The 26,908-nt window shown below is 44.6% G+C and carries 24 protein-coding genes; 18 read left to right on the forward strand and 6 right to left on the reverse strand.

Features of this window, described 5'->3' with window-relative positions; translation table 11 throughout:
- Positions 1-77: 77 nt before the first annotated feature.
- The 4 genes from yfaE to ubiG all read right to left on the reverse strand — a co-directional run bounded on the left by yfaE (position 78) and on the right by ubiG (position 5,065).
- Positions 78-359 carry a class I ribonucleotide reductase maintenance protein YfaE gene (gene yfaE, locus MTR11_RS21335; RefSeq protein WP_005376817.1) on the reverse strand — a complete coding sequence of 94 codons (282 nt, stop codon included), beginning with the start codon at positions 357-359 and terminating at the stop codon, positions 78-80.
- A complete protein-coding gene (gene nrdB / locus MTR11_RS21340) occupies positions 359-1,492 on the reverse strand; it encodes a class Ia ribonucleoside-diphosphate reductase subunit beta (RefSeq protein WP_005376818.1) in 1,134 nt (377 codons plus the stop codon). The genes yfaE and nrdB overlap by 1 nt, the downstream gene beginning before the upstream one ends.
- Positions 1,493-1,573: 81 nt before the next feature.
- On the reverse strand, positions 1,574-3,856 hold the full coding sequence (nrdA, locus tag MTR11_RS21345) for a class 1a ribonucleoside-diphosphate reductase subunit alpha (RefSeq protein WP_005394788.1): 2,283 nt from the start codon (positions 3,854-3,856) through the stop codon (positions 1,574-1,576).
- Positions 3,857-4,357: 501 nt separating this feature from the next.
- Positions 4,358-5,065: a bifunctional 2-polyprenyl-6-hydroxyphenol methylase/3-demethylubiquinol 3-O-methyltransferase UbiG gene (ubiG, locus tag MTR11_RS21350; RefSeq protein WP_243328347.1), complete on the reverse strand. Its 708-nt coding sequence runs from the start codon at positions 5,063-5,065 to the stop codon at positions 4,358-4,360.
- Positions 5,066-5,539: 474 nt separating this feature from the next.
- On the opposite strand from ubiG, the gene gyrA reads away from it, so the two are divergent.
- The 3 genes from gyrA (at position 5,540) to MTR11_RS21365 (ending at position 9,603) form a co-directional block, all read left to right on the forward strand.
- Positions 5,540-8,260, forward strand: a complete 2,721-nt coding sequence (gene gyrA, locus MTR11_RS21355; protein WP_005394780.1) for a DNA topoisomerase (ATP-hydrolyzing) subunit A — start codon at positions 5,540-5,542, stop codon at positions 8,258-8,260.
- Between the two features lie 123 nt (positions 8,261-8,383).
- Positions 8,384-9,007 carry a cytochrome c gene (locus tag MTR11_RS21360; protein ID WP_006743142.1) on the forward strand — a complete coding sequence of 208 codons (624 nt, stop codon included), beginning with the start codon at positions 8,384-8,386 and terminating at the stop codon, positions 9,005-9,007.
- Positions 9,008-9,048: 41 nt separating this feature from the next.
- Positions 9,049-9,603 carry a hypothetical protein gene (locus MTR11_RS21365; RefSeq protein WP_243328348.1) on the forward strand — a complete coding sequence of 185 codons (555 nt, stop codon included), beginning with the start codon at positions 9,049-9,051 and terminating at the stop codon, positions 9,601-9,603.
- An 87-nt stretch (positions 9,604-9,690) separates the two neighbouring features.
- Here the strand turns inward: MTR11_RS21365 and nrfA are convergent, their stop codons facing one another.
- Positions 9,691-11,100, reverse strand: coding sequence for an ammonia-forming nitrite reductase cytochrome c552 subunit (gene nrfA, locus MTR11_RS21370; RefSeq protein ID WP_202600665.1), 1,410 nt, complete (start codon positions 11,098-11,100; stop codon positions 9,691-9,693).
- A 467-nt stretch (positions 11,101-11,567) separates the two neighbouring features.
- Here nrfA and nrfB point away from each other — a divergent pair, with 467 nt between their 5' ends.
- The 15 genes from nrfB to MTR11_RS21445 all read left to right on the forward strand — a co-directional run bounded on the left by nrfB (position 11,568) and on the right by MTR11_RS21445 (position 26,024).
- Complete coding sequence (gene nrfB / locus MTR11_RS21375; protein WP_243328349.1) at positions 11,568-12,170, forward strand: cytochrome c nitrite reductase pentaheme subunit; 603 nt, start codon at positions 11,568-11,570, stop codon at positions 12,168-12,170.
- 1 nt (position 12,171) lies between these two features.
- Complete coding sequence (nrfC, locus tag MTR11_RS21380) at positions 12,172-12,858, forward strand: cytochrome c nitrite reductase Fe-S protein (RefSeq protein ID WP_012841634.1); 687 nt, start codon at positions 12,172-12,174, stop codon at positions 12,856-12,858.
- Positions 12,855-13,826 (forward strand): cytochrome c nitrite reductase subunit NrfD, encoded by a 972-nt coding sequence (gene nrfD / locus MTR11_RS21385; RefSeq protein WP_006743139.1) that lies wholly within the window; start codon positions 12,855-12,857, stop codon positions 13,824-13,826. The genes nrfC and nrfD overlap by 4 nt, the downstream gene beginning before the upstream one ends.
- A gap of 9 nt (positions 13,827-13,835) precedes the next feature.
- Positions 13,836-15,740, forward strand: coding sequence for a heme lyase CcmF/NrfE family subunit (locus MTR11_RS21390; protein WP_243328350.1), 1,905 nt, complete (start codon positions 13,836-13,838; stop codon positions 15,738-15,740).
- Positions 15,718-16,251: a DsbE family thiol:disulfide interchange protein gene (locus MTR11_RS21395; RefSeq protein WP_243328351.1), complete on the forward strand. Its 534-nt coding sequence runs from the start codon at positions 15,718-15,720 to the stop codon at positions 16,249-16,251. The genes MTR11_RS21390 and MTR11_RS21395 overlap by 23 nt, the downstream gene beginning before the upstream one ends.
- Positions 16,238-16,648 carry a heme lyase NrfEFG subunit NrfF gene (nrfF, locus tag MTR11_RS21400; protein WP_005394762.1) on the forward strand — a complete coding sequence of 137 codons (411 nt, stop codon included), beginning with the start codon at positions 16,238-16,240 and terminating at the stop codon, positions 16,646-16,648. The genes MTR11_RS21395 and nrfF overlap by 14 nt, the downstream gene beginning before the upstream one ends.
- Positions 16,649-16,794: 146 nt before the next feature.
- The gene (locus MTR11_RS21405) at positions 16,795-16,971 is read left to right on the forward strand and encodes a hypothetical protein (RefSeq protein ID WP_005394761.1); all 177 of its coding nucleotides are present in this window, start codon (positions 16,795-16,797) and stop codon (positions 16,969-16,971) included.
- A 216-nt stretch (positions 16,972-17,187) separates the two neighbouring features.
- Complete coding sequence (locus MTR11_RS21410; RefSeq protein ID WP_005394759.1) at positions 17,188-17,844, forward strand: GTP cyclohydrolase II; 657 nt, start codon at positions 17,188-17,190, stop codon at positions 17,842-17,844.
- Positions 17,845-18,020: 176 nt separating this feature from the next.
- Entirely contained in the window at positions 18,021-19,283 is a 1,263-nt protein-coding gene (locus MTR11_RS21415) for an imelysin family protein (RefSeq protein ID WP_243328352.1), read from the forward strand.
- Positions 19,284-19,380: 97 nt separating this feature from the next.
- The gene (locus MTR11_RS21420; protein WP_243328353.1) at positions 19,381-20,763 is read left to right on the forward strand and encodes a di-heme oxidoredictase family protein; all 1,383 of its coding nucleotides are present in this window, start codon (positions 19,381-19,383) and stop codon (positions 20,761-20,763) included.
- Positions 20,764-20,773: 10 nt separating this feature from the next.
- Positions 20,774-21,811, forward strand: coding sequence for an imelysin family protein (locus MTR11_RS21425; RefSeq protein ID WP_243328354.1), 1,038 nt, complete (start codon positions 20,774-20,776; stop codon positions 21,809-21,811).
- Entirely contained in the window at positions 21,792-22,874 is a 1,083-nt protein-coding gene (locus MTR11_RS21430; RefSeq protein ID WP_243328355.1) for a DUF1513 domain-containing protein, read from the forward strand. Before MTR11_RS21425 ends, MTR11_RS21430 begins: the two co-directional genes overlap by 20 nt.
- A gap of 141 nt (positions 22,875-23,015) precedes the next feature.
- Complete coding sequence (locus tag MTR11_RS21435; RefSeq protein WP_171058411.1) at positions 23,016-24,557, forward strand: L,D-transpeptidase family protein; 1,542 nt, start codon at positions 23,016-23,018, stop codon at positions 24,555-24,557.
- Positions 24,558-24,723: 166 nt separating this feature from the next.
- Positions 24,724-25,272: a DUF882 domain-containing protein gene (locus tag MTR11_RS21440; RefSeq protein WP_048625700.1), complete on the forward strand. Its 549-nt coding sequence runs from the start codon at positions 24,724-24,726 to the stop codon at positions 25,270-25,272.
- A 95-nt stretch (positions 25,273-25,367) separates the two neighbouring features.
- Positions 25,368-26,024 carry an MBL fold metallo-hydrolase gene (locus tag MTR11_RS21445; RefSeq protein WP_048625699.1) on the forward strand — a complete coding sequence of 219 codons (657 nt, stop codon included), beginning with the start codon at positions 25,368-25,370 and terminating at the stop codon, positions 26,022-26,024.
- A gap of 18 nt (positions 26,025-26,042) precedes the next feature.
- Here the strand turns inward: MTR11_RS21445 and MTR11_RS21450 are convergent, their stop codons facing one another.
- The gene (locus MTR11_RS21450) at positions 26,043-26,708 is read right to left on the reverse strand and encodes a DUF2982 domain-containing protein (protein ID WP_046876193.1); all 666 of its coding nucleotides are present in this window, start codon (positions 26,706-26,708) and stop codon (positions 26,043-26,045) included.
- Between the last annotated feature and the right edge of the window lie 200 nt (positions 26,709-26,908).

Below are 26,908 nucleotides of genomic sequence, written 5' to 3' on the forward strand. Positions count from 1 at the left end.
CTGAGAGATAAAACACGTAGATACAAAAAAGCCAAGGTAATCACCTTGGCTTTTGCGTTTTATACCGTCGAGTCACGTTATGCGCGCTGCTTTTCTTTCATCGCGTAGTTAACGCCACTGAGTGACAAATCCGATTTTGCTTTACAGATACAAGGTAATATCTCATCACTTTGCGTGTAAGCCATGGCAAAACCAACATACTCCACTTCACCAGATTCCAACTTGCAGCGACAAGCACCACAGTGTCCATCACGACAGTTGTATTCTGGTAATAAGCCAGCTTGCTCCATTGTTTCCAAAATTGTATTGGAAGGATTGGATTCAATACTGATGAGTTTGTTGATTTTGAGTGTTGCCATTACAGCTCGAATCCTTCGAAGTCGTCTGCACGAACTTCATTGTCAATTTGACCCACAAGGTAAGAAGAAATTTCCGCTTCTTGAGGCGCAACTTGAACATTATCTGAAGACAACCAAGCGTTAATCCATGGGATTGGGTTGGTTGTTGCTTCTGGATACGCTGCAGGTAGACCTACTGCTTGCATACGGATGTTAGTGATGTATTCAACATATTGGCTTAGAATGTCTTTGTTTAGACCGATCATCGAGCCATCTTTGAATAGATACTCTGCCCACTCTTTTTCTTGCTCAGCCGCTTCTTTGAATAGGTCAAAACAGTCTTGTTTTGCTTCTTCTGCGATTTGCATGAAAGTGAAATCATCCTGACCGTTACGTAGCAGGTTGATCATGTGTTGCGTACCGTTCAGGTGAAGTGCTTCATCACGTGCAATCAGTTTGATGATTTTCGCGTTACCTTCCATTAGTTCGCGTTCTGCGAAAGCGAAAGAACATGCGAAACTTACGTAAAAACGAATCGCTTCTAGAGCGTTCACAGACATCAGACAGATGTACAGTTTCTTCTTAAGGTCGTACAGACTAACCTTAACCGTTTCACCGTTAAGGACATGCTCACCTTCACCGTAGCGATGGTAATCATTCGTCGCTTGAATCAAATCGTCGTAGTAGTGCGCGATGTCTTTTGCACGCTTCAGGATGTGCTCGTTCTCAACGATATCATCAAATACCACAGCAGGGTCGTTCACGATGTTACGAATAATGTGCGTGTAAGAACGAGAGTGAATCGTTTCAGAGAAAGACCAAGTCTCAATCCAAGTCTCTAGTTCCGGCAGAGACACAAGCGGCAGCAGTGCCACGTTAGGGCTACGACCTTGGATAGAGTCTAGAAGCGTTTGGTACTTCAAGTTAGAGATGAAGATGTGCTTCTCGTGATCTGGCAGTTTGTTGTAATCGATACGGTCGCTAGATACGTCTACTTCTTCTGGACGCCAGAAGAAAGAAAGTTGTTTCTCGATAAGCTTTTCGAAAATCTCAAACTTTTGTTGGTCGTAGCGTGCAACGTTTACTGATTGACCTAGGAACATTGGTTCCTTCAATTGGTCATTCTTTTTTTGGTTAAAAGTACTGTAAGCCATAATGCCTCAATTCCTTTTAAACCTCCCCATAAGGGGAGGTTATCGATAGTCTGTCTTTACGGAGTGTTAGGTGCGGGTAGATTAAATCTTACAACCGCCGCCAGCACAATCGTCATCTTGTGGTTGAACAGCGTCTTTCTGTTCATCTTTTGCGCCATCACGAGTGTTATGGTAGTAAAGCGTTTTCACACCAAACTTGTACGCTGTTAGCAGGTCTTGAAGTAGTTTCTTCATTGGTACCTTGCCAGTCTCGTAACGTGACGGGTCGTAGTTAGTATTAGCAGAGATAGCTTGGTCAACAAACTTCTGCATAATACCCACAAGATGTAGGTAACCGTCGTTCGAACCGATGTTCCAAAGCAGTTCATAGTTGTCTTTAAGTTCAGTGAACTCAGGTACAACTTGCTTCAGAATACCGTCTTTCGAAGCTTTTACTGAAACATAACCACGTGGTGGCTCAATACCGTTAGTTGCGTTTGAAATCTGAGAAGAGGTCTCAGAAGGCATTAGCGCAGTCAGTGTTGAGTTACGTAGGCCGTGCTCCATAATTTCTTTACGTAGGCTGTCCCAGTCGTAGTGCAGCGCTTCGTCACAAATTAGGTCGATATCTTTCTTGTACGTATCAATCGGCAGTAAGCCTTTCGCGTAGTTCGTTTCGTCGAATGAAGGGCACTTGCCTTGCTCTTTCGCCAGTTCTACCGATGCTTTTAGTAGGTAGTACTGCATTGCTTCGAACGTACGGTGAGTCAGGCCATTTGCGCTACCGTCAGAGTATTTCACGCCATGCTTCGCTAAGTAGTAAGCGAAGTTGATCACACCAACACCTAGCGTACGACGGTTCATCGTCGATTTGTATGCCGCTGGTAGAGGGTAATCTTGATAATCAAGCAGTGCATCTAGCGCACGAACAACAAGATCAGATAGCTCTTCGAAATCATCTAGAGACTTGATAGCACCAAGGTTGAAGGCAGAAAGCGTACATAGTGCGATCTCGCCCGAGTCATCTTCAACGTTAGTTAATGGCTTCGTTGGCAGCGCGATTTCTAGACATAGGTTCGATTGACGAACTGGCGCTACTTCAGAATCGAATGGGCTGTGAGTATTACAGTGGTCCACGTTCTGAATGTAGATACGACCTGTTGATGCACGCTCTTGCATTAGCAGAGTGAACATTTCAATCGCTTTAACCGTTTCTTTCTTGATTGAAGGATCGTTCTCGTACTTCACGTATAGACGCTCAAACTCTTCTTGGTTTTCGAAGAATGCGTCGTATAGACCCGGTACGTCTGAAGGTGAGAATAGTGTGATGTTGCCACCCTCAACCAAGCGTTGGTACATCAGTTTGTTCAGCTGTACACCGTAGTCCATGTGACGAACACGGTTCTCTTCAACACCACGGTTGTTTTTAAGCACCATTAGAGAGCGAGCTTCGCCGTGCCACATTGGGTAGAATACAGTCGCTGCGCCACCACGAACACCACCTTGCGAACAACATTTTACTGCGGTTTGGAAGTATTTGTAGAACGGGATACAACCAGTGTGGAATGCTTCACCACCGCGAATCTCTGAACCTAATGCACGGATACGACCAGCGTTGATACCAATACCAGCGCGCTGAGATACGTAACGAACAATCGAGCTTGCTGTTGCGTTGATAGAATCAAGACTGTCGCCACACTCAATCAGAACACATGAGCTGAACTGGCGAGTAGGGGTACGCACGCCAGACATAATTGGCGTAGGTAGAGAAATCTTAAATGTCGATGTCGCATCGTAGAAACGCTTGATGTAATCAAGACGCGTTGCTTTTGGATATTTCGCAAATAGGCACGCTGCTACAAGGATGTATAAGAACTGAGCACTTTCGTAAATTTGGCCCGTTACACGGTTTTGTACGAAGTACTTGCCCTCTAGCTGCTTAACTGCCGCGTATGAGAAGTTTAGGTCGCGTTTATGGTCGATGTACGCATCAAGTTCGTCGAGTTCTGCTTTTGTGTAGTCTTCTAGAATATGTTGATCGTACTTACCCATATCGACGAGGCGAGACACGTGATCATAAAGCGTTGGTGGCTCGTATTGGCCATACGCTTTTTTACGCAGATGGAATACCGCTAGGCGAGCAGCTAGGTATTGGTAATCCGGAGTCTCTTCAGAGATCAGGTCTGCCGCAGACTTGATGATTGTCTCGTGAATATCTGTCGTTGTGATGCCGTCGTAAAACTGGATGTGAGCGCGAAGTTCTACTTGAGAAACCGAAACATTATCTAGACCTTCTGCAGCCCAAGTGATAACGCGGTGGATTTTATCCAGATCGATACTTTCTTTACGGCCATCACGCTTGGTGACGGTAAGTTGTTGGTTCATTCTGCTTTATTTCCCTAAGAAAACTGATAAAAGCCGTATTTTTGTTTGTTTATGTGCAATATGAGTAAAGCTTGCGGCGGCTTTGTGATCAAAGTCTATCTATATATTGTCGCTTAAACACAACATATAGGGGTTCAATTGTTTGCGGGTTACAAGATAGTGCTATTACACTGATTTATCAAGGTACAGATCGGGGATGACTTGTGGATAACTGACAAAATGAAAAAAATCAGTAAGTGAACACTAACCGATGAGAAAAGGGCAGACTTGAATGGTTAAAAGCACGGTTTTGAGATCGGTTTAGAAATAACCGCATGCAAAAATATTTTCCTTGATCTTTGGCCGTTTTTATCTACGAAAAATAGGTTGGTTAAAATGGAATCTAGAGCACGAATTTTAGGCATAAAAAGACAAAAAAAGCGGCAACTTTGTGCTACCGCTTTCGATTCATTTTCTACAAAAAATGTCAATCACAAAACGCATTTTTTAACATAACGGCGTTCAGTATTTTTTAGTATGAACGATGTAGTTTACATCTACATTACGGCCGAGTTTGTAACTGTCATTAAGAGGGTTGTAATGCAGGCCTGTAATGCCCATTTCTGTTAGGTCTGTTTGGTCTATCATCTTCATCATTTCGGCAGGCTTGATAAACTTCTCGTGCTCGTGAGTCCCCTCAGGAACAATCTTAAGAAGCTTCTCTGCACCGACAATAGCAAACAAGTATGACTTGATGTTTCGGTTCAAGGTTGAGAAAAACACGTGACCACCAGGTTTTACTAGCGCAGCACAAGAGCGGATAACGGAGAGAGGATCTGGAACGTGTTCAAGCATCTCCATACAAGTCACGACATCGTAAGTCCCCGCGTTTTCTAATGCGTGGTCTTCTATTGTGCTCTGAATGTAGGTCAGTTGAGTACCGGTTTCTAGTGCGTGGAGTCGTGCGACTTCTAAAGGTTCTTTGCCCATATCAAGTCCAGTCACAATAGCGCCTTCTTTCGCCATGCTTTCAGCAAGAATGCCACCACCACAGCCGACATCAAGTGCACGCTTGCCAAACAAGCCATTTGCTTTTTCAAGTACATAGTTCAAACGAAGTGGGTTAATTTGGTGAAGCGGCTTAAACTCGCCTTCTAAATCCCACCATCGAGAAGCCATGTCCTCGAATTTCTTAATTTCACTTGGGTCGACGTTTTGTGCTTTAGTCATAATTGGTTTTATTGCATTCAATCTGAGTCCTTTAGAGGGCGTCAGTATACTCCAACGTTTTATCCCCAAACAACCTCGATGTGCTTAGTGAAGGGACAATGACAGAGTTCACTGGCGCGGCAAACGCGACAGGTTCCTGTAATTTTGAAAGCACTAGCTATTGTTTTTGGTTCATCCTTGAACTAGTGCCAGTGACAATACTCTAAAACCGGCATTTTCGCGTTGTGTGGTTAAAGGAATTTATCTCGCTTTTCCGCGTAAAAAGTCCGATTTTGCTCAATGTTGACCGAAATATAACCACTAATCAGAAAGATATGGGATGAGTGTGCAAATTCTCGACATTTGATTCATAACCAAGCTCACAACCTGATAAAAGGAGAGGGAAAGTGATGCCGAAGTGATGAATTGTGTGTTATATTTTTGCACCTTACACGTATCGTAATTACGATCAGATAATAGAGGGATAATGGCTCTATGAGCGATTTAGCTAAAGAGATCACGCCCGTAAACATTGAAGATGAGCTTAGAGGTTCATATCTAGACTATGCGATGTCAGTCATCGTAGGTCGTGCTCTTCCAGATGTGCGTGATGGCCTAAAACCAGTACACCGCCGCGTTTTATTCGCGATGAACGTACTAGGCAACGATTGGAACAAACCATATAAAAAATCAGCCCGTGTTGTCGGCGACGTAATCGGTAAATATCACCCGCACGGTGATAGTGCTGTGTACGACACAATCGTACGTATGGCTCAGCCGTTCTCGCTTCGTTACATGCTGGTCGATGGTCAAGGTAACTTTGGCTCGATCGATGGCGACTCTGCTGCGGCAATGCGTTACACCGAAGTTCGAATGGCAAAAATTGCCCATGAACTATTGGCTGACCTAGACAAAGAAACCGTAGACTACGTACCAAACTACGACGGTACTGAGCAGATCCCAGCGGTTCTTCCAACTAAAATTCCAAACCTATTGGTTAACGGTGCTTCTGGTATCGCAGTAGGTATGGCAACCAACATCCCGCCTCATAACCTTGGCGAAGTGATCGATGGCTGTCTTGCATACATCAATAATGAAGAAATCACTATTGATGAACTAATGGATTACATTCCTGGTCCTGATTTCCCAACGGCGGCGCTGATCAGCGGTCGTAAAGGCATTGTAGACGCGTATAAAACAGGTCGCGGCAAAATCTACATGCGTTCGAAAGCGGACATCGAAGTGGAGAAGAATGGTAAAGAAACCATCATCGTCACTGAGATCCCATACCAGGTAAACAAAGCTCGCTTGATCGAAAAGATCGCTGAGCTAGTTAAAGATAAGAAAGTTGAAGGCATCAGTGCACTACGCGACGAGTCAGATAAAGACGGTATGCGTATTGTTATTGAATGTAAGCGCGACGCTGTGGGCGAAGTGGTTCTAAACAACCTATACGCTCAGACTCAGTTGCAAACCACTTTCGGTATCAACATGGTGGCCCTAAACAATGGCCAACCACAGCTATTCAACCTGAAAGATATGTTGAAGTGCTTCGTTGATCACCGTCGTGAAGTTGTGACTCGTCGTACTATTTTCGAACTACGTAAAGCGCGTGAACGTGCCCACATCCTTGAAGGTTTAGCGCTAGCGCTTGCCAACATTGATGAAATCATTGAGCTTATCCGTAAGGCGCCAACACCGGCTGAAGCAAAAGCGGGCCTTATTGCTCGTGGTTGGGATTTAGGCAACGTTTCAGCAATGCTAGAGCGTGCAGGTACTGATGCAGCACGCCCTGAGTGGCTAGAGCCTCAATATGGTATCCGCGATGGTCAGTACTTCCTGACTGAGCAACAAGCACAAGCTATCCTAGATCTTCGTCTACACAAACTAACAGGTCTAGAACACGAGAAGATTCTTGGCGAATACAAAACACTTCTAGAAGAAATCGCTGAACTCATGCATATCCTTGCAAGCACTGAGCGTTTGATGGAAGTGATCCGCGAAGAACTTGAAGCCGTTCGCGACGGCTTTGGTGACGCTCGTCGTACAGAAATCACAGCTGCGAGCCATGATATCGACATGGAAGAGCTGATCGCGCGTGAAGACGTTGTGGTTACTCTATCGCACGGTGGTTACGTTAAGTACCAAGTACTGAGCGACTACGAGTCACAGCGCCGTGGTGGTAAAGGTAAGAGTGCGACCAAGATGAAAGATGAAGACCATATCGAGCGTCTTCTAGTGGCGAATACCCACGATAACATCTTGTGTTTCTCTACTCGCGGTAAAACATACCGTCTGAAAGTTTACCAATTGCCTCTAGCGAGCCGCACTGCTCGTGGTAAGCCAATTGTGAACATCCTTCCACTAGAAGAAGGTGAGCGTATTACCGCGATTCTGCGTGTTGATGAATTCTCTGAAGACAAATTCATCTTCATGGCAACAGGTGACGGTACGGTTAAGAAAACGCCGTTGAACCAATTTGCAAATGTTCGTTCAAATGGCCTGATTGCGGTAAACCTACGTGAAGACGATTCGTTAATCGGTGTGGATATCACTAACGGCGAAAACGAAATCATGCTGTTCTCTAAAGCGGGTAAAGTGGTTCGCTTTAAAGAAGCAGAAGAAATTCCAGTACTTGACGAAAATGGTAAGCCAGTTCTTGATGAGAACGGTCAGCCAGAGATCAAGTTTAAAGGTGTTCGTCCTATGGGTCGTACCGCCTCTGGTGTTCGTGGTATGAAACTGGCTGAAAATGACCAAGTTGTATCACTTATCGTTCCTTCACACGAAGGCGACATCCTAACGGTTACAGAAAACGGTTATGGTAAACGTACAGCGCTGAGCGAGTACCCGACAAAAGGTCGTGGCACTCAAGGTGTAGTTTCTATCAAAGTTTCTGAGCGAAACGGCCCGGTAGTTGGTGCTATCCAGGTTGTTGAAGGTGATGAAATGATGATGATCACCGACGCTGGTACGCTAGTACGTACTCGTGTTGGTGAAGTTAGCCAGGTTGGTCGTAACACGCAAGGTGTAACGCTTATCCGTACTGCGGAAGACGAATCTGTTGTTGGTTTGCAACGTATCGAAGAAGTTGATGACGAAGAGCTGCCTGCTGGTGAAGAAGCAGAAGCGTTAGAGTCAACAGACGAAAATACGCAGCAAGATACTCCAGAAGCGCCAGCCGCTGATGATGCAGAGGAAGGTAACGAAGAGTAATCTTTCGTCACTATTCTAATGTAAAAAGCCGAGCCTCAGTTGCTCGGCTTTTTTGTACCTCTATCAACGCAATACAAGCATTAAACCAGTACACTAATACTCAGTTTGTCTAGGGAGCGCGTTATGTCTGTTTGGTTTTTCATTGCCATCACTTTGATGGGATTATTCGTCGTCGTATTATCGCTCAGCGCTTCAAGAGTAAGAGCGGCACAATGGTTCGGTTTTTGTGCTTTGGTACTAGTGTTAACCAGCGCTAGCTTCTTATTGTTGCGTCAATCTCCTCCACAACCTATTCAAGCTGAAGTCTCTCGAATGATGACTGCTCGCGATATCATGCAGGAAATTCAAGACCAATTGCGTGAAGACCCAAACAATGCCGAATTGTGGTTTCAGCTAGGGCAGGGCTACCTGCTAGAGGGAGAATTGGATGGCGCACTGATTTGTTTTGATTACGCCATCCAACTAACTGAGCCAGTCGGTGCCACGCAACTTGCTGCGAAAGCGACGACCTTATACTACATTCATCAGCAATCAATGACGCAAGAAGTCAGTTTGCTTCTAGAACAAGCTTTGCAGATAGAACCGCATAATGAAGCGGCTTTGTCGTTGATCGCCAATGATCATTTTCTGTCATTCCGCTTTCAGGAAGCCATTGATACTTGGGTGCTATTACTCGACTCGAACGATCCAAGCTTAGATCGAGTACAAATTATTAACTCGATCAATAAAGCGAAAGAGCTGTTGTAGGCGTAGACTCTAATAATTAGTAGAAGAAAGGTGGGGGACGAATGAAGAATAAAGCGTTCGGAATATTGGTGGTGCTGTGCGGCTCCGTGTTAGTGGGTTGTAGCTCTTCCGAACATTCTGGCACCTCATCTACGGTTTATTACTCTTCCGGTTATTACGACCCTTGGTGGTACGATCATGACGACTACTGGATTTATTACTATCCGGGTTGTTGCGACAACGACGATGAATACAAAGAGAAACTAGAAGAGTGGTGGAATGGCTTGGATGAAGAGCAACAGCAATCCATCAAAGACAAAGTCGAAGATTGGAAAGACGATGATATGTCCGCCAATATCGATAACATGAAGCGACAGCTTGACGATCATTGGCAATCGCTGCCTGACGAGCAAAAGCAGGAGATTCAACCCAAGTGGGAGAACCGCCCCGAGCGCATCGAGCCTACGGCTTTACAAGACAAAGCCGTGGCAGAAAAGCTTCAACAAAGAAAAGCATTGCCGGAAACGAAGATCCAGCGCCCAGTTACACGCCCAAATGTGCAGATGCCTAAAACACGTCCACATATTCAGCCTAGGCCGAGACTTCCTCGTCGCTAATCTGTTTTCCTCTGCCTTCTATCAAACAAAAAGGGCGCAACGTGCGCCCTTCGTTTTATCCATTTAACCTAGTGTAATCGATACTGATCAGTACGTTGCTTCGCGCTCAGCAGCTGCTTTATCCCATTCTGGTGCCACCGTTTCTAAGAAGTGCTTCTTATCTGCGTTCATCTTTTCCATATCCATACCTAGTGCTTGTTGCGCTTTTGCTTTGGTCGAGATATCTGGAATTTGAACTGGGTCAGTAATGCCTTTTGTTGCCAGTAAACGAACTAGCTTAGTACGAGCGTCAGCAGCGCGATCAACTGCGGTACCGAGTACTTCAAGTGCTACCTCAGGAGCATGCATGTGAACACCGTGAGAAGCAATCGCGTAGTCCCAACGCCATTGTGCATGGCGAATATCTTGTAGGATAGGTTGCATCTCTGCTTCTGTTGCTCCTGCTTCCCATGCTGCACCAGCTTCAAAGTGCGCTGCCACAATTTGCTTCTCGGCGGTTAGCTTCATGTTTAGTACTTGCGCTTTGCGAGTCGAAACGATGCCTTGTAGCTGCTCTTTGGTTTGAGTATGGCATTGCGCACAGGTGTCTTCAAAACGATCAAACGGGTTACCCACTTTGTGGTCAGTGTATACCGTACCGTCTTCTTTGGTTACTTTAGGCATGTGACAGTCCACACACACCACTTTGTTTTTGCCATGAATACCCGCTCTCCAAGTTTCGAAACCTGGGTGTTGCGCCTTAAGCATTGGTGCTTTAGAAACGGCGTGCGTCCAATCTTTAAAGTTTAACGCGTCGTAGTATTTCTCCATATCCGCGACGTTGGTCCCCATGTCCCATGGGAATTTGACTGCTTTAGTCGGACCTGTGAAGTAGTACTCGACATGACATTGAGCGCAGACTGACGCTTGTTTATCTAAGCGAGATTGTTGGTCAAAATTTTTGCCGATGGTGTCAAAAGCACGCTCGACGTATGGGCGAGTCAGTGCCAGTGCGGGTTCGCCCTTCTTGAAGGCTTCAGAACCCGTATTGTGACAGTCGGAACAACCGATAGGGTTGACGATTTCTGAGCCCAAGCGCGCCCATTTACCTTCAAAATAGCCGTCTTCACCGCGCTCTTCAATTACGCGGGCGACATCTGGGCTTTTACAACTCCAACAAGCCATCGGCATTGGCCCGGAGTTTTCGTCTGCTGGTGCGCCAGTTCTGAGGGTTTGCCTCACATCATCAAGCGCGTAAAAGTGACCGCGCGCTTTGTTGTAGTCTTTAGCAAAACCATAACCGGCCCACAAGATCACCATGTTTGGGTCTTCACTTAAGGCATCTTCAATATGCTCGCTTTCCGATGTGGCTTTCCAAGAGTGATATTGGTCAGGATGGTTTTGTTCAAAGGTATCATTGCGAGGCTCTATGAGACCAGTATCCTCTGCCGCCAAAGGAGCACCAACCAAAAATAATTGGCTGGCGAATAAGGTCGCAACCGCGATAGGTGCGCTCATCCAGTGTTTTATGCTCACGGTGTTATCTCCATATTCGTTTTTATTAGCAGCGTTGTGAGGAGCTATTCCAAATAAGAATCGGAGATCTATCGTTAATATTAATAGTGAATTGAATAGATGAAATAGTGACCGAAATTGGCCTTGTTTTAGATCAATTTATGCTAGTGATCTTAATCATGTTTAAGTTCATATACCCCTAAAGTGGTATGTTGTAATCCCCTTTAATCACAGCGTGTTATGGGCATAACCACTCTAAAAATAAGGTGATTAAGGTCGCTTTTTGAACATGTGATTCTACCTCTTAGGAATTATAGAGGTATTATAAATACAGGTTTAGCGTTGTGGCTTTCCAAAATAAGAATTGATGTCATTTGAAGGTGTAAAAATATCTTCAGAGGAAATTAATTGTTGCTCAAATAATAGTTGATAAGAGTTATCAATTATTAGCGAGCTAAGGAAAGAAAAATATGGGCAATATAAAATTGACCATAGAGACAATGCTGAAATTTCTCTTCATCTTTGCCATCTATGGTTTTTTCACCGCCGCCCATGCGACTTCTTCAGAGCCAGTTGAAGGTGCTCAAGCTGAGCGTCATCAAGTCGAGTTGATCCGTGACCGAGACTATAAATGTCTTCAATGTCATAAGGATGCTAAAGATACTCTGAATCTATCGCATGATTCGCAAGCGTTATTGAGTCAAGGTAAGCAACTTAATTGCACCAATTGCCATAGCAACATTGGTCCCGATCATCGTGAAGGTGCGCCTGATGTGATTAAGTTTTCTGCCGCGCAATCGAAAGAGGCACACGACAAAGTGTTCCTTGAGCCAAGCATGATTCTTAAAGCTAACAGCCAATGTGTGGATTGCCATGCACCGACACAGCTAAGAGAAAGCCACTGGACGCACGATGTGCACGCCAAAAACCTCACTTGTTCAAATTGCCACGATGTACACGCAGCGAAAACCAAAGCGTTGTCGTACGACAGAAAACAACTGATCAAGCAGTGTGTGGATTGTCACTCTGAATTTGCCGTCGAACCTGAACTTGCCAAAGAAGAGGAGAGATAGCATGAAATGTTCGAGAAGAAACTTTTTAGCTAGCAGCGGTGCGTTGATTTTAACTACAGGCGTTGCGGGCACTTCCGTTGTTAGCTCCTCTCTTTATGCCAGCAACAGTGAACAAGCGAAGCGCATGGGTATGGTTCATGATGAAAATGCCTGTATTGGCTGTACCGCTTGTACCGATGCTTGTCGCGAAGTAAATAAAGTCCCTGAAGGCGTGACGCGACTTAAAATTCATCGCAGTGAACCGATTGGCGAATTCCCAGATGTGGAATACCAGTTTACTCGCGAATCCTGTCAGCACTGTGATAATCCACCATGTGTCTATGTGTGCCCAACAGGCGCAGCATACAAAGATGAAGCGACGGGCATTGTGGATGTACACAAAGAGAAATGTGTCGGATGTGGTTATTGCCTTGCTGCTTGTCCTTATCAAGTGCGCTTCTTTAATCCAGTCGATCACTCTGCGGATAAATGTAACTTCTGCCGCGATACCAACCTGGCGCAAGGTAAGCAGCCAGCTTGCGTGGAATCTTGCCCAACAAAAGCACTCATCTTTGGTGATTTAAATGACCCAGCTAGCGAGGTGAGCAAAGCTATCGAAAGCCATGTTGTCTATCGCGATAAATCGCATTTAGGTACGCAGCCTAAACTGTACAAAATTCCGCATAGTAAAGGGGAGGTGTCATCATGAACGGCTTCGAAAGTGCATTCCACTTTGACTCGTTAGTCTGGGATTGGATTATTGCGATTTACTTATTCCTCGCTGGGATGTCAGCAGGTGCGGTGATGATTTCTATCTATTTAAAACGCAAAGTGATTGAAGGTGATCCCGCAAACAATGGCATTATAAAAGCAATGGCTTGGCTAGCGCCATTTGGCATTATTTCTGGCTTAGTGATTTTGATTTTCCACTTAACTAAACCGCTTGAGTTTTGGAAGATCATGATTTACTACAACCCGACTTCCGTGATGTCGATGGGCGTTGTCTTGTTCCAAGTGTACATGCTAGTGCTGTTTGTTTGGATCGGCGTTATCTTCCGTCATCAAATCATCAGCTTCTGCGAAGGAAAGTTGCCGAGTAAATTATTGGATTTTGCCGATGGCATCTTGATTAAAGCAGGGAAAGCCAACAACGCAATTGAATTATTCTTGGGCTTCTTAGCCATCGTGCTTGCGGCATACACCGGCTTTTTATTGTCTGCATTGAAGACTTACCCAATGCTAAACAATCCAGTACTGCCAATCTTGTTCCTGTTCTCTAGTCTGTCATCTGGCGCAGCAGCATGCTTGATGTTCGGCATCTTGGTATTTAAAGAGTCGACCAGCAGCCCAAGTGTGTCTTGGGTACACGGATTTGAACGCCCAGTAGTATTGTTTGAGCTGTTTGTCTTAGTGACATTCTTTACTGGGCTTATCTTTAGTGGCGGGCAAAATGAAGCCGCGGCTTGGAATGCCATTTCGAGTGGGTTCTGGGCTCAGTGGTTCTGGGTTGGGGTGGTGCTCATCGGAATGATCACACCGTTGACACTAAACTGGCTAACGCCTTCAGAAGTTCGTCATAGGGGAAGTTACGTTTTTGCGGTCACAACGTTGAGCTTGGTTGGCGTACTCATGCTGCGTACTTTCATTCTCTATGCTGGTCAAATGACCATCGTGTAAGGAGGCAAAATGGAGGCTGAGCTCGGTTTCTTTTTGTTGATATTGGTGGCTGTCGCATCGACATGTGCGACGCTGCTGCATTGGGTTTGCTTTACGCTGAGGAAGAAGGGAGTGTTGCCACACCAAACCGCAACGTCTCATATTATCAGCTTAGCCTCCTTAGTTTGTTTGGCGCTTTTGATAGTCTGTTTTATTCAGGATAATTTTGCGCTTGAGTATGTGGTTACACACTCGAACAGCCAGTTACCTATCGCGTTTAAGATTGCAGCTGCTTGGGGCGGCCATCAAGGGTCTATGTTGTTTTGGGTGGTTACGTTGAGCTTATGGGCCTCTTTTATTGCTATCAAGTCGCCAGTTTGCACTCAATATACAGGCGATTGCTTGGGTATCATGAACTTAATTATTGCTATTTTCGCTTGGTTTACCCTCACCACGTCTAATCCTTTTGAGTATGCTCAGACGCTAGCGTTGGAGGGACGAGATCTCAATCCGATGTTGCAAGATATCGGGCTTATTATTCATCCGCCGCTGTTGTATTTGGGTTACGTTGGTTATGCCGCGATACTGGCGTTCGCTTTAGCTGCGTTATTAGCGAAACGACCTATAAATGAATGGTATGGTGTTGCCCGTAGTGCCGCTTTCTTTGCTTGGGGTACGCTAACAATTGGAATTTTGATCGGTGCTTGGTGGGCATACAATGAATTAGGTTGGGGCGGGTGGTGGTTTTGGGACCCGGTAGAAAACGCGTCTTTGCTGCCTTGGTTAATGGGTACTGCATTACTGCATAGTGGTGTGTTGTCGAAGCGTAATAAAGGAGTAATTTGGAGCACCTACGCATTGGCTTTTGCGACGTTCAGTTTGAGTATTCTCGGCACATTTGTGGTGAGATCAGGTGTATTAACCTCAGTACACGCGTTTGCGGTTGATCCAACCAAAGGTGTAGTACTTCTTGCTGTTCTCAGCGTTTTGGTGGTTGTCACCTTTGGTGTGCTTATTGTGCGAGGGCTACATATTCCTCGTTTTACGCTCGATTCGTTAATAAGTCGTGCCTACATGGTATACATCGCTATTGGACTTCTCGTTGTTTGTATGGCGATTGTTTTCCTCGGTACCTTTTACCCAATGCTCTATCAACTGCTTGGCTTGGGTAATATATCCGTTGGGGCACCTTACTTTAACAGCCTCGTTTTTCCCCTTACATTACTTGCTCTGACCTTTCTCGCCTTTATGCCCGTGTTGAAGTGGACGAAAGGAGCCAGTCCTCATGCCGTTAAAACCATTGGGTTTGTCGGTATTCATGTTATTGCGGTTAGTACTATTTTCGTTTTTACTACAAAAGAGCTTCATATAACGACTTTGATTACTCTGGTATTAGCGACGTGGGTAGTGGTTTCTCATTTGCTTTTGCTGTTTTATGCAGAAAACAAGAGCAAATTAATGCCTATGCTTCTTGCTCATATTGGCTTTGCGTTGGCTGCAAGCGGAGCAGTATTTAATAGTGACTATTCGTATGAATACAACTTACGGGCAGAGCCTGGTAGCTCGTATCAAAAAGCGGGTATCACCGTTGATTATCATGGAATTGAATGGTTAGTTGGGCCGAACTACACCGCAGAACAGGGAAGTGTTGTTCTTTATTTGGAGAGCGGTAAGGCGCTGAACTTTCAACCCGAGAAACGGCATTACCCTGTACGCGTGATGAATATGACCGAGCCCGCTATTCGATCACTATGGCATGGAGACTACTACATCACTTTGGGTGACAAGCTCGACAACAGCGCCTACGCAATTAAAGTGCAATATCGCGCGGGCATATGGTGGATATGGTTTGGTGGCGCTTTAATCGTAATAAGTGCTTTGGGGAGTATGATGAATCTAAGGGGAAAAGGTAATGAGATCGAAAAATACGCTTAAACTGATCGTTCTCATATTGCTAGTTGCGATTTTTTTTGTCACCGCGACAATGGCATTATCCGATAGACCAAACGTAGAAATACAACAAAATCGTATGTTATCTATCCCAGATTTTACCGCTTACTCACTCATTTCAGACAATCGAATCACCGATGCAGTACTAGAAAATCAAGGTTATGTGCTATTGAATGTTTGGGCGTCTTGGTGCGGGGTTTGTAAACAAGAACATGATGATTTGCTCAACTTAGCTCGACAAGGTGTGCCCATCGTTGGTCTTAACTATCGAGATAAAGAGAGCGTGGCTAAACGCTATTTGAGCTCTTCACACAATCCATATACCGAAGTTATATCCGATCCTAATGGGCAACTGGCGGTTGAACTTGGTGTAATAGGAACGCCAGAAACTTACTTAATTGATCAAAATGGCAATGTTTTGATCAAATATAGAGGTAAGTTAACAATAGACAAATGGAACTCGTTATTTTCGGGGTATTTTAATGTCTCACTTTAAATATGCTTACTTCATTATTGTTTTGTTTTCTTTGTGTTCTTCTTGGGTCAAAGCAGAGCAAATTACGCAGCATGTTGATCTGTTTGAATTTCATTCCGTTGAACTGCAACAAAGAGCAAATGCATTAGCCAAGGCTTTGCGATGCCCACAATGTCAAAACCAAAACCTTGTTGAATCTAATGCACAAGCCGCTAAAGATTTAAGATTGAAAGTGTACTCGATGGTAAACGAAGGAAGCACGGATCAAGAGGTAAAAGATTATTTGGTTCAGAGATATGGGAATATCGTTTTGTATCAGCCACCATTTAATTATTCGACAGCGGCGTTGTGGATCTTTCCTCTATTACTTTTGATCTTTTTTATCCTATTTTCGATCAAAATGATAAAGCGTCAATAATGTGACCACTATTCCACTATGGGAAATAAATCGTGCAGATAACAAACAGAATGTTATCATTTTTCCGAATTTATGAAGATTCCAGTATAAAGAAAATCAACGATTTGAGCTGGAGAAGTAATAAAAGAACTAAGTAGGTGCACGCAGTGGATTCAGTTATATTACAGTTAAAAAAAGACTTTTATTCGCAGATTCGTGCATTGCAAACCTCGAAACTGCCTCAAGTTACATCGTCTCTTGCCGTATTAACCGAAGAAGAAATTCAAGAACTCGAAGCGGTATGGATAGAGCTTACTGTTTGGAAACGTAGCCAAACACATTAAATCATCACCCCTACATGCAACTCATTATCAACCCCAGACAAAATTTGTCTGGGGTTTTTTATTGTAGTTTTTCAAAATTGTTATACTATAACAATTCGTCAGCGCGGGGAGTTGTTCTCTTTGGCTGTCTTTAGGGGATAACTGCTCTCAATTGTGATCTCTATATTGAAAAATGCGGTATCAATCCCCATAGTTGAAGAGCAATGAGTGAATCCCATGAATGCAATAACGAAAACGCATCAAGCGCATCAAGCAATAAATCGAGTGAGTATAGATATGGCGGAAGTACGTGCCAGAGTAGATTTTAAAGTCGGGGCTAAAAGTAATATCGATGCTGAAATCCTGTCTTTTCGTGGCCTGAAGACAGATAAAGAGCATGTGGCAGTTATCTTTAGGCAAGCGGATCAAACGCAAGAAACGCCTTTGGTGCGTATGCATTCAGAATGTCTTACTGGTGATGTTTTTCACTCATCCCGCTGTGATTGCGGCGAGCAATTAGAAGAAACCATTCAACGCATGGGCGAATCTGGCGGTATTATTTTATACCTACGTCAGGAAGGTCGTGGTATTGGTCTATACAATAAGATTGATGCGTACCGTTTGCAAAGCCAAGGTATGAACACCTATGAAGCAAACAACCATTTGGGTTTTGACGATGACCTTCGTGATTTCACTGAAGCAGCGCAAATGCTCGAAGCATTAGGTGTAAGTAAAATTCGCCTTGTGACCAACAACCCTAAGAAAATCCGTGAATTAGCAGAATACGGCATCGAGATTGTTGAGGTTGTCAATACCTCTGCACATATTAAAGATGGTAATGAAAGCTACCTAAAAGCAAAAGTTTCTCATGGTAAGCACAATCTAAAATTCTGATTTTATTTATTAAATTATCAGTTTTGCATGTTAAAAGCCTCACAATGATGAGGCTTTTTTTGTATCTAGAGTTGAAAATAAATTGTAAATTTGTATTATCTTGTGACTAATAGTGCAAATAAGAATAATTAGCACTACGAATAAAACAAATAAATTGCTCAACAAGGATGCTTCAGATGAATGCAAAAACAGTTTTAGTCCAATCTATTGCTGCATCACTCCTCATTGCCAGTGGTTCTACCGTTGCTGCCCAAGTAACGAAACAACAAGTCGTTGAACATTATGCAGACGTTGCACATGCAGTCTTTGCTGACTCAGTGACAACGGCGAAAACGCTCGACGTAAAAATCGACGAATTTCTAAAATCGCCATCAGCAGATAAGCTTGAAGAAGTAAAACAAGCGTGGCTAGACTCTCGCGTTCCGTACCAACAATCTGAAGTATTCCGTTTTGGTAACGCGATTGTTGATGACTGGGAAGGGCAGTTAAATGCATGGCCACTTGATGAAGGCCTAATTGACTACGTAGCGACAGATTACCAATATGAACTCGGTAACGAAGGCGCTGCTGCAAACATCATCGCAAACACCAGTTTACAGATTGGTGCTTCTAAACTAGACGTTTCAAAAATTACTCCAGAATTGCTAGCGGATCTCAACGAAGTAGGTGGTTCTGAGGCAAACGTTGCGTCAGGTTACCACGCGATTGAATTCTTACTTTGGGGTCAAGACCTCAACGGCACAAACGCAGGCGCAGGTCAGCGCGCTTACACAGACTTCGTTGTCGGTTCTGAGTGTACGAATGGTCACTGTGACCGTCGTGGTGAGTACCTAAAAGCGGCAGCCGATCTACTGGTTCAAGACCTTGAATGGATGGAAAAACAGTGGTCTGCGGAAGTGAAAGGCAACTACCGTGAAACGCTTCTTAATGATTCTGCGGATAATGGCCTACGTAAAATGTTGTTCGGTATGGGTTCATTGTCTTTAGGTGAGCTTGCTGGTGAGCGTATGAAGGTGGCGTTGGAAGCAAACTCGACAGAAGATGAGCACGATTGTTTCTCAGACAATACGCACAACTCTCATTACTACAACGAGCAGGGCATCTATAACGTTTACACAGGTCTTTACAAGCGTGAAGACGGCACATTGCTTTCTGGTCCGAGTATTGCTGACCTAGTGGCTCAAAAAGACAAACAAGCAGCTAAAGAGATCCAGAAGCAGTTTGATACAACACGTAGCCAAGTTGGTAAATTGGTTACGTCTGCGGAGAAGAACAACCAACACTTCGACCAGTTAATTGCAGCGGGTAATGCACAAGGCAACACGTTAGTGAATGACACCATCATGTCATTGGTTGCTCAAACCGGTTCAATTGAACGTGCTGCGGGTATCATTGGCATTGATAGCCTAAGCCCTGATACTGCAGACCACGAGTTTTAATCAAAGTACAAAAAATAATTGAAAGGGCTCGTTTGAGCCCTTTACCGTTTTAACTCGCTGTTATCCCACCCCTCTTGTTGTGTTTTAGAGCAATGATATGAAGCCTTACTTAATTTCGGCCTTGGCCGTGATCTTTTCTTCTACTGCTATCGCGTATGATGTGAAATCTGGTGGACAAACGAGCGTCAAAAAAGAAGGCGCCAACGCGTATTCTCTTCCTGCCGCGAACCTTCCTATGAGTAAACGTCTTGATTTTAGCGTGGGCAATAGTTTTTTCCGCAACCCTTGGGTACAAGCGCCAGCGTCTACCGATGCCAGAGATGGTTTGGGACCTCTTTTCAATACAAATGGTTGTCAAAACTGCCACATCAAAGATGGTCGTGGTCATCCTCCAGAGCAAAATGATTTGCATGCGGTGTCCATGTTAGTGCGTTTGAGCATCCCTGCGATGACGTCAGAACAAAAAACAGCGTACATCAGAGACGGCGTTATACCTGAGCCGACTTATGGCGGCCAGCTCCAAGACTTTGCCCTGCAAGATCAAACGCCAGAAGGAAAAATCGAAATCACGTACACCGATGTGCCAGTGAAGTTTAAAGACGGCACGACGGTGACACTAAGAAAACCTCATTTGAATATTACCGATCTAGGTTACGGCGATATGCACCCTGATACAGAATTTTCAGCGCGTGTTGCACCGCCAATGATCGGCCTTGGTTTGTTAGAGAGTATTCCTGACGAAACGCTACTTGCATGGGCTGATGCACAAGATGCAAATAAAGACGGTATCTCAGGTAAAGTAAACAAGGTTTGGGATATTGAGAAGGACGACTTCTCGATTGGTCGTTTTGGCTGGAAAGCCGGGCAACCGACGTTAATGCAGCAAAATGCAGCAGCATTCAATGGTGATGTGGGTCTGACGAGCCATTTATTCCCCAATGAAAACTGTACCTCGAAACAAAGTATTTGTGACGACATGCCAAATGGCGGCAAACCAGAAGTGAGTGAAAATATTCTCGACTTCGTTGAGTTTTACAGCCAGCACTTAGCCGTACCTATTCGCCGAAATGTGAACGATCCTAGCGTGAAACTCGGTCAGAAAATCTTTGCTGCAGCTGGCTGTGAAAGCTGCCATAAGACCAGTGTCAAAACGGCGAAGCGACCAGAGTTACCAGCGCTTTCTGAGCAGCTTATCCATCCATATACAGACATGCTTCTGCACGATATGGGTGAAGGTTTAGCCGATAACCGTCCTGAGTACTTAGCAAACGGCCGTGAATGGCGAACGGCACCCCTATGGGGCATTGGTTATACCGAAGAAGTAAACGGGCATACTTACTTCTTACATGATGGCCGCGCCCGTAATCTGATGGAAGCGGTACTGTGGCACGGCGGCGAAGCTGAAACGGCGAAACAAAACGTCTTAGCACTGAATAAAAAAGAACGTGACGCATTGATTGCGTTTCTGAATTCTCTATAAGGAACCAACCATGAAAATAACACGATTAGTGAGTGTGGTTGCCGCAACGTTAAGTTTGGTTGGTTGCCAATCGACAGTCGGTTCTCGCTCTGCCAAGCCTGAGAGTACAAGTCATATTTCTCAAGCGGTCTACGAAGTTGAGTTTCAATCTGCGCAGACGTTTTTAGCGCAAACCACAGAACTTGAACAAAGCTTCGCGGATTACTGCACATCAGAGACGAAAGATGATGCGCAAGTAAAACAGCAATGGCACCAAACTATGCTGACGTGGATGGCATTACAAGGTCAAGAGCGTGGCCCTGCTACGGCGTTGGAGCAAAGTTGGAATGTCCAGTTTTGGCCAGATAAAAAGAACACCACTGGCCGAAAAATGTCTGTGCTGACGAAATCTGACCAAGTTTGGAGTGCGGAAGAGATCTCCACGCAAAGCGTCACTGTGCAAGGTTTAGGTGCGCTCGAATGGCTGCTTTACGATAAAGCGTCGACCTTATCTAGCAACAGCAATACCTGTGCGACAGGTGTTGCAATTGCTGAAAACCTAGAGAACAAAGCGCAGATCATCGCAGATTCTTGGGCACAAAATCCCTGGAAGTCGTTAGAGATGACGGAATGGAAATCCGAGTACATTTCGCTGCTCTCTAATCAGCTTGACTACAGCATGAAAAAGCTGAGCAGACCGTTAGCTAAAATTGGTCAGCCTCGTCCTTACTTCTCTGAATCTTGGCGTTCAGAGACGTCACTTTCAAACTTAAAAGCAAACCTTGAAGCAATGGAAGCGCTGTATCTTGCCAACGGTAATGGTCTAGATACTTTACTAAGAGAGCAAGGCCATGTAGATCTCGCAGACCGTGTTGTTCATCAGTTTGAAATGGCGTTAGAAACTTGGCCAGAAGATAAGAGCTTGTTTGCTGCACTACAAACAAAAGAAGGCTATCGCATGGTGCTTGCTCAATACAATAAGCTAGAGCAATTGAAGTACCTGATTCACGAAGAAGTGGCGATCGAGCTTGGCGTAGTTATAGGATTTAATGCAACCGATGGTGACTGATCAAACCCGCCGAACCTTACTGAAAGCCGCACTCTTTGGTGCGGCCGCACCTATGATGCCATTTGGTTGTGCTTCAACACGTTCACGTCAACCAGCGTTGATTGGCTGCTCAATCATCGGCCGAGATAAATACGCAGCGGTAGTGGCCGATGAGCATGGTATGCCGCTATCTTCGTTGCCGATTCCTGAGCGTGGTCATGGTGTGGCGACCAACCCACAAGGTCACGCAGTGGTCTTTGGTCGTCGACCAGGAACTTTCTTCATGGTGTTTGATTATCGCTCAGAGCAGATGATCAAGCTGCAGCTAGCAAAACCGGATCGCCATTTCTATGGTCATGGTGTTTACTCCCATGACGGTATGTTGCTATTTGCTACAGAAGGGGAAAGGGGCACAAGCCGTGGGATCATCGGTGTTTATGATGTGCAAAAGCAATATCAAAAGATCGATGAGTTAACAGGTTTTGGCCTCGGCCCTCATGAAGTGATCATGATGCCTGATGGCGCATTAGCGATTGGCGTCGGTGGCGTACACACCAACGGCCGTGAACCGCTCAATCTAGATAGCATGAGACCAAGCCTGAGTTACCTTTCACAAGAAGGTGAGCTGTTGGATCAAGTCTCTTTACCAGATCATAAGTTGAGCATCCGTCATTTAGCGCATGATGGTGCAGAGACGGTACTGTGTGGTCAGCAATATCGTGGAGAGCCGGATGAATACCCAGCTTTACTTGCGATGCACACTCGTGGAGGTGTGATGCAATCTTTGCATGCGGAACCCGAAGAGTGGGCGAGGTTTAATCACTATGTCGCGAGTATCGCGGCGACGGATGAATGGATCCTTGCGACTTCTCCTCCAGGCAGTTGTTATGGGATATGGTCTAAATCTACAGGAAAATTGGTAGAACTAAGTGCGTTACCAGACGCCTCTGGTGTTGTGGTCTATGGCGATGAGTTCCGAGTCAGCTCTGGTGCTGGCAAAGTGGTTGAGCAAAGGCCAACGACACATAAAAGCGCTTCTTTTAGTGGTGTTCAATGGGATAACCATTGGTCAAAGATTGTTTGAACCCAAATAGATAAAGAAACTTGATGTTAATTTCAACATCAGATTCTTAATTTTAAACCTGCAAGCTGTGAGATATTTGCCATACTTTTCATTATGGCAAGTAGCGCAAGGATCGTTTCAGTGTTTGCTAGGGTTTTAATCATGACGGCACTTATGGTGCCGTTTTTCAGCTTTTCTACCGTCGTTTCTCTCGAAGCTTCTGCACAAACAGAGCAAGAGGGAGCGGTACAAAAGCTGTCTGTCGAAAAAATGATCCATTATCCAGAGGTGATTGACCAGCTTTATCAAAGTACCAATTACCGTTTGAACTGGGAAAATGAAAGCGATATTGAGCAGTTTCTTTTTCAAGTAAACCTGGTTGCTCTTGCAGGCGTCACGGACGAATTCGAGAATCAACTCCATCGTATAAACCAAGTTCGATGGCAGGGAGATAACCTCGACTTTGATTTGGTGATGACAGATTCACTGTTGATGTATCTCAGCTATCTCGAGCAGCTCCCTGAAGAAGGTATCAACTGGTTATTTGCTAACAAAGCCCACGTGATTTTACCTGCTCCTAGCATCGATACTTTGTCCGTACTGAGTAACGAAATTACGGTTGGCAAACTTGGTCAATTCTTAGCAAGCCTTCGCTCTCCTTTACAAACGGACGAAGCTTTTTATTCCGCTTACTCCTCTTTATCCGAGCACGCTCAGTATCAATATCCAATCTATGAACAAGCGGGCCTTGCCCGTGTCGGTGACCAATTAGAAAATAAACCGCTTCTGATTGAGCGTATGGAAGTGGTTGGTGTAGATGTATCGTATTTAGATATCACGACCCAACAGTATGATGAAGAATTAGAGTTAGCGGTGAAAGAGTTTCAGCGTATTCATGGCTTGAAAGAGGATGGGGTGATTGGCCCGAATACCATTCGATGGATCAACTTTTCTCCTCAAGAACGATTGCATCTATTGGCGCTGAACTCAGAACGTTCAAGGATTTGGTCCAAAGACAGAGATAATGTTGTCTTTGTAAATGTACCTGGATACGAAGTAACGTATTGGCACGATGGTCAACCGTTGTTCGAGTCTAAAGTTGTGGTTGGCAGAGCCTCAAGAAAAACACCAATCATGTCGGGGACTCTTGACTCCGTCATTCTCAACCCCACATGGAATGTGCCATGGACCATAATGGTGAAAGACATCATTCCTAAAGTGAAACGTAATCCGATGTATTTGATTAACCATAACATTCAAATCATCCGGTCTTGGACTTCAAACGAAATTATTGACCCTACAACCATCAATTGGGCGACGGTGAATCCGAGAACATTTCCTTATCGTATGCGACAGGCATCGGGCTTACACAATGCATTGGGATTGTATAAGTTTAATATGCCAAACCCCCAAGCTATCTATTTGCATGATACGCCAAGTAAAAACTTGTTCGAACGAGATAGACGCGCATTCAGTTCCGGGTGTGTCCGCGTTGAACATGCCGACCAACTGGCGGAGCTCTTATTCAAAACTCAGGGATTAGAAGAACGCCTAGCGAAAAAACGGGAAAGTACGCGTCGCTCTAACACGTCGGTCCCTTTAGGAGAACGCATCCAAGTGCACATTATTTATCAAACCGCATGGCTAGAAGAGGGAACACTTTACTACCGAGATGATATCTATAAATACGATCACCGTAGTTGAAATCTTTAAGTAAAATTTACAAAACTAAGAATCTTCTGTTTGTTCAATAATTAAGCGTTAATCGCCACATCTTAAAATTAGGGTGGATCGATTTATGCATTTGACGTGACAAATGTGTTTGGGTAATGTCCGCGACTTGTTTAGTTGTTGAGCATTGTTTTTTGAAATGGTAAGTCGTAATTTTTCCCGCCGAGATTTCCTTAAAATGACCGCTGGTGGCGTAGTATTGGCATCTGCCTTGCCATCGATTTCATGGGCTTCATTCCCTGACGAGCCACGTGAGTTGGCGATGAACAACCTTAATACTGGAGAGCTCCTCGAAACATGCTATTTCGATGGTAGACGCTATCTTGATGATGAACTAAAAAAGCTGAATGAGTTTTGTCGTGATCACCGTCGAAACGAAGTTCATCCGATGGATCGACGCTTGTTCGATCAAATCAGCCAGATTCAAAAGCTGATCGGTACAGATGCAGAAGTCATTGTAATTTCTGGTTACCGTTCGCCTTTGACCAATGCGTCCCTGCGTAAAGGGGCTAGCGGAGTGGCGAAGAAAAGTCTTCATATGGAAGGTAAGGCCATAGACTTCCGTCTTGATGGAGTGAAATTGTCTACTGTACGCGATGCAGCAATTAGCTTGAAAGCTGGTGGTGTTGGGTATTATCCAAGTAGTAACTTTGTCCATATCGATACAGGTGCTGTGCGTTCTTGGTAAGTCAATAGCAAGCCTCAGCAGGTCTTGAAGTCGCATGGGGTTAGTGTCATAGTTGCGCCAGTTTTAACGCAAATTTGTTTGGTAATAGGTTTTCTATGGCTCTGAAATACCAAGTTGTCCCAGTGACATCTTTTTCTCAAAACTGTTCTATCGTGTGGTGTGATGAAACGATGAAAGGCATCGTTATTGACCCAGGCGGTGACGAAAAGCAACTTGCTATGCTCATTAAAGAGCTTGGCATCGAGATCGTCAACTTGGTGCTAACTCATGGTCACCTAGATCATGTTGGCGGAACAGAGCCGCTGGCTGCAATGCTTGGTGGTACTGAGATCATTGGTCCTCATAAAGCGGATAATTTTTGGTTACAAGGTCTAGAAGGGCAAAGCCAAATGTTTGGTTTCCCATTGACTGAAGCCTTTGAACCGCATCAATGGTTAAATGAGGGTGACACTGTCACGTTTGGTAATCAAGTATTAAAGGTATTCCACACACCAGGTCATACCCCTGGTCACGTTGTTCTTTATAGTGAAGAAGCGCGATTGGCGTTTGTGGGCGACGTATTGTTTAACGGTAGCATTGGCCGAACTGACTTCCCACAAGGTGATTTCAATACCTTGATTAGCTCTATCAAAGAGAAATTGTGGCCTTTAGGCAATGATGTCACGTTTGTCCCTGGTCACGGCCCTCAATCGACTTTCGGTCACGAACGTAAAACTAACCCGTTCGTTGCTGACGAGATGCCGCTTTACTAAAAGCGCGTGTAGTAAGCATTATTCTGGCTCGGCGGCAGCTAAGTATCGCCGAGTCAGTCCCACAAAATCCTCTGCTTCACGATCTAGGTCACTGGCTGATATAAACAGATCGTAGCCGTAAAATCCTCTTTGATATTTCATACGGTTGGCGAGCATCGCCAGTAAGCCTTTATACTCAATCCCATTGCTGTTTATGTATGGCTTAGGATCAAGCACCATATCTTCAAACTTATCTTCACACTGATTTTGCTTCGCACCTAAATAAAGTAGTGCGCGTTGGCTAAGGAGAATTTCTGTCGCTATACGAGGGCAGATCGAATCCAAATAAGGTGAGTAGTGTTTTAGACGAATACCAATCCAAGGTAGCGGCTGATGCCACCCTTCCTGCTGGTAGCTACAAATCCCTATTGACTCAATATTTCGCCATCGGACGACCCATCCGCCTTTAAAAAGGTGTTGTTGGAAGTGAGAAGCTGTCAGCGTAAAAGTGACTTGGCTTTTTTTGATCATCAAGATGGCGAAACCAACAATTGCAGACATCAAAATGACCGACAACATGGCTTGCTTCCATCCCGGAGAAATGACAACCAAAAACAGGGTTATCAGTGCAACGAGCAACAAAAGTATTCTGTTGATAGGGGAGTCGGGTTTGAAATGTGAATTTGTTAGGTGCAGCGTTTCCATGCTTATAACCTCTTCGAATACTTGATCAAAAATGCGTGGATGACTAAATGTGCATTGACTTGCATTTGAAATAAAAGAAACCTCTGTTTTTATACCCAGTATTCAATAAATCCGTTCATAAAATATCTGATTAAATAGTAGACGTTCTATGCTTTGAGCGCATTTTTCATCGCGTTTCGCCGCTAAAACCTACAAATTGC

The organism is Vibrio sp. CCB-PB317, assembly GCF_022808245.1.
Classification (GTDB): Bacteria; Pseudomonadota; Gammaproteobacteria; order Enterobacterales; family Vibrionaceae; genus Vibrio; species Vibrio diabolicus.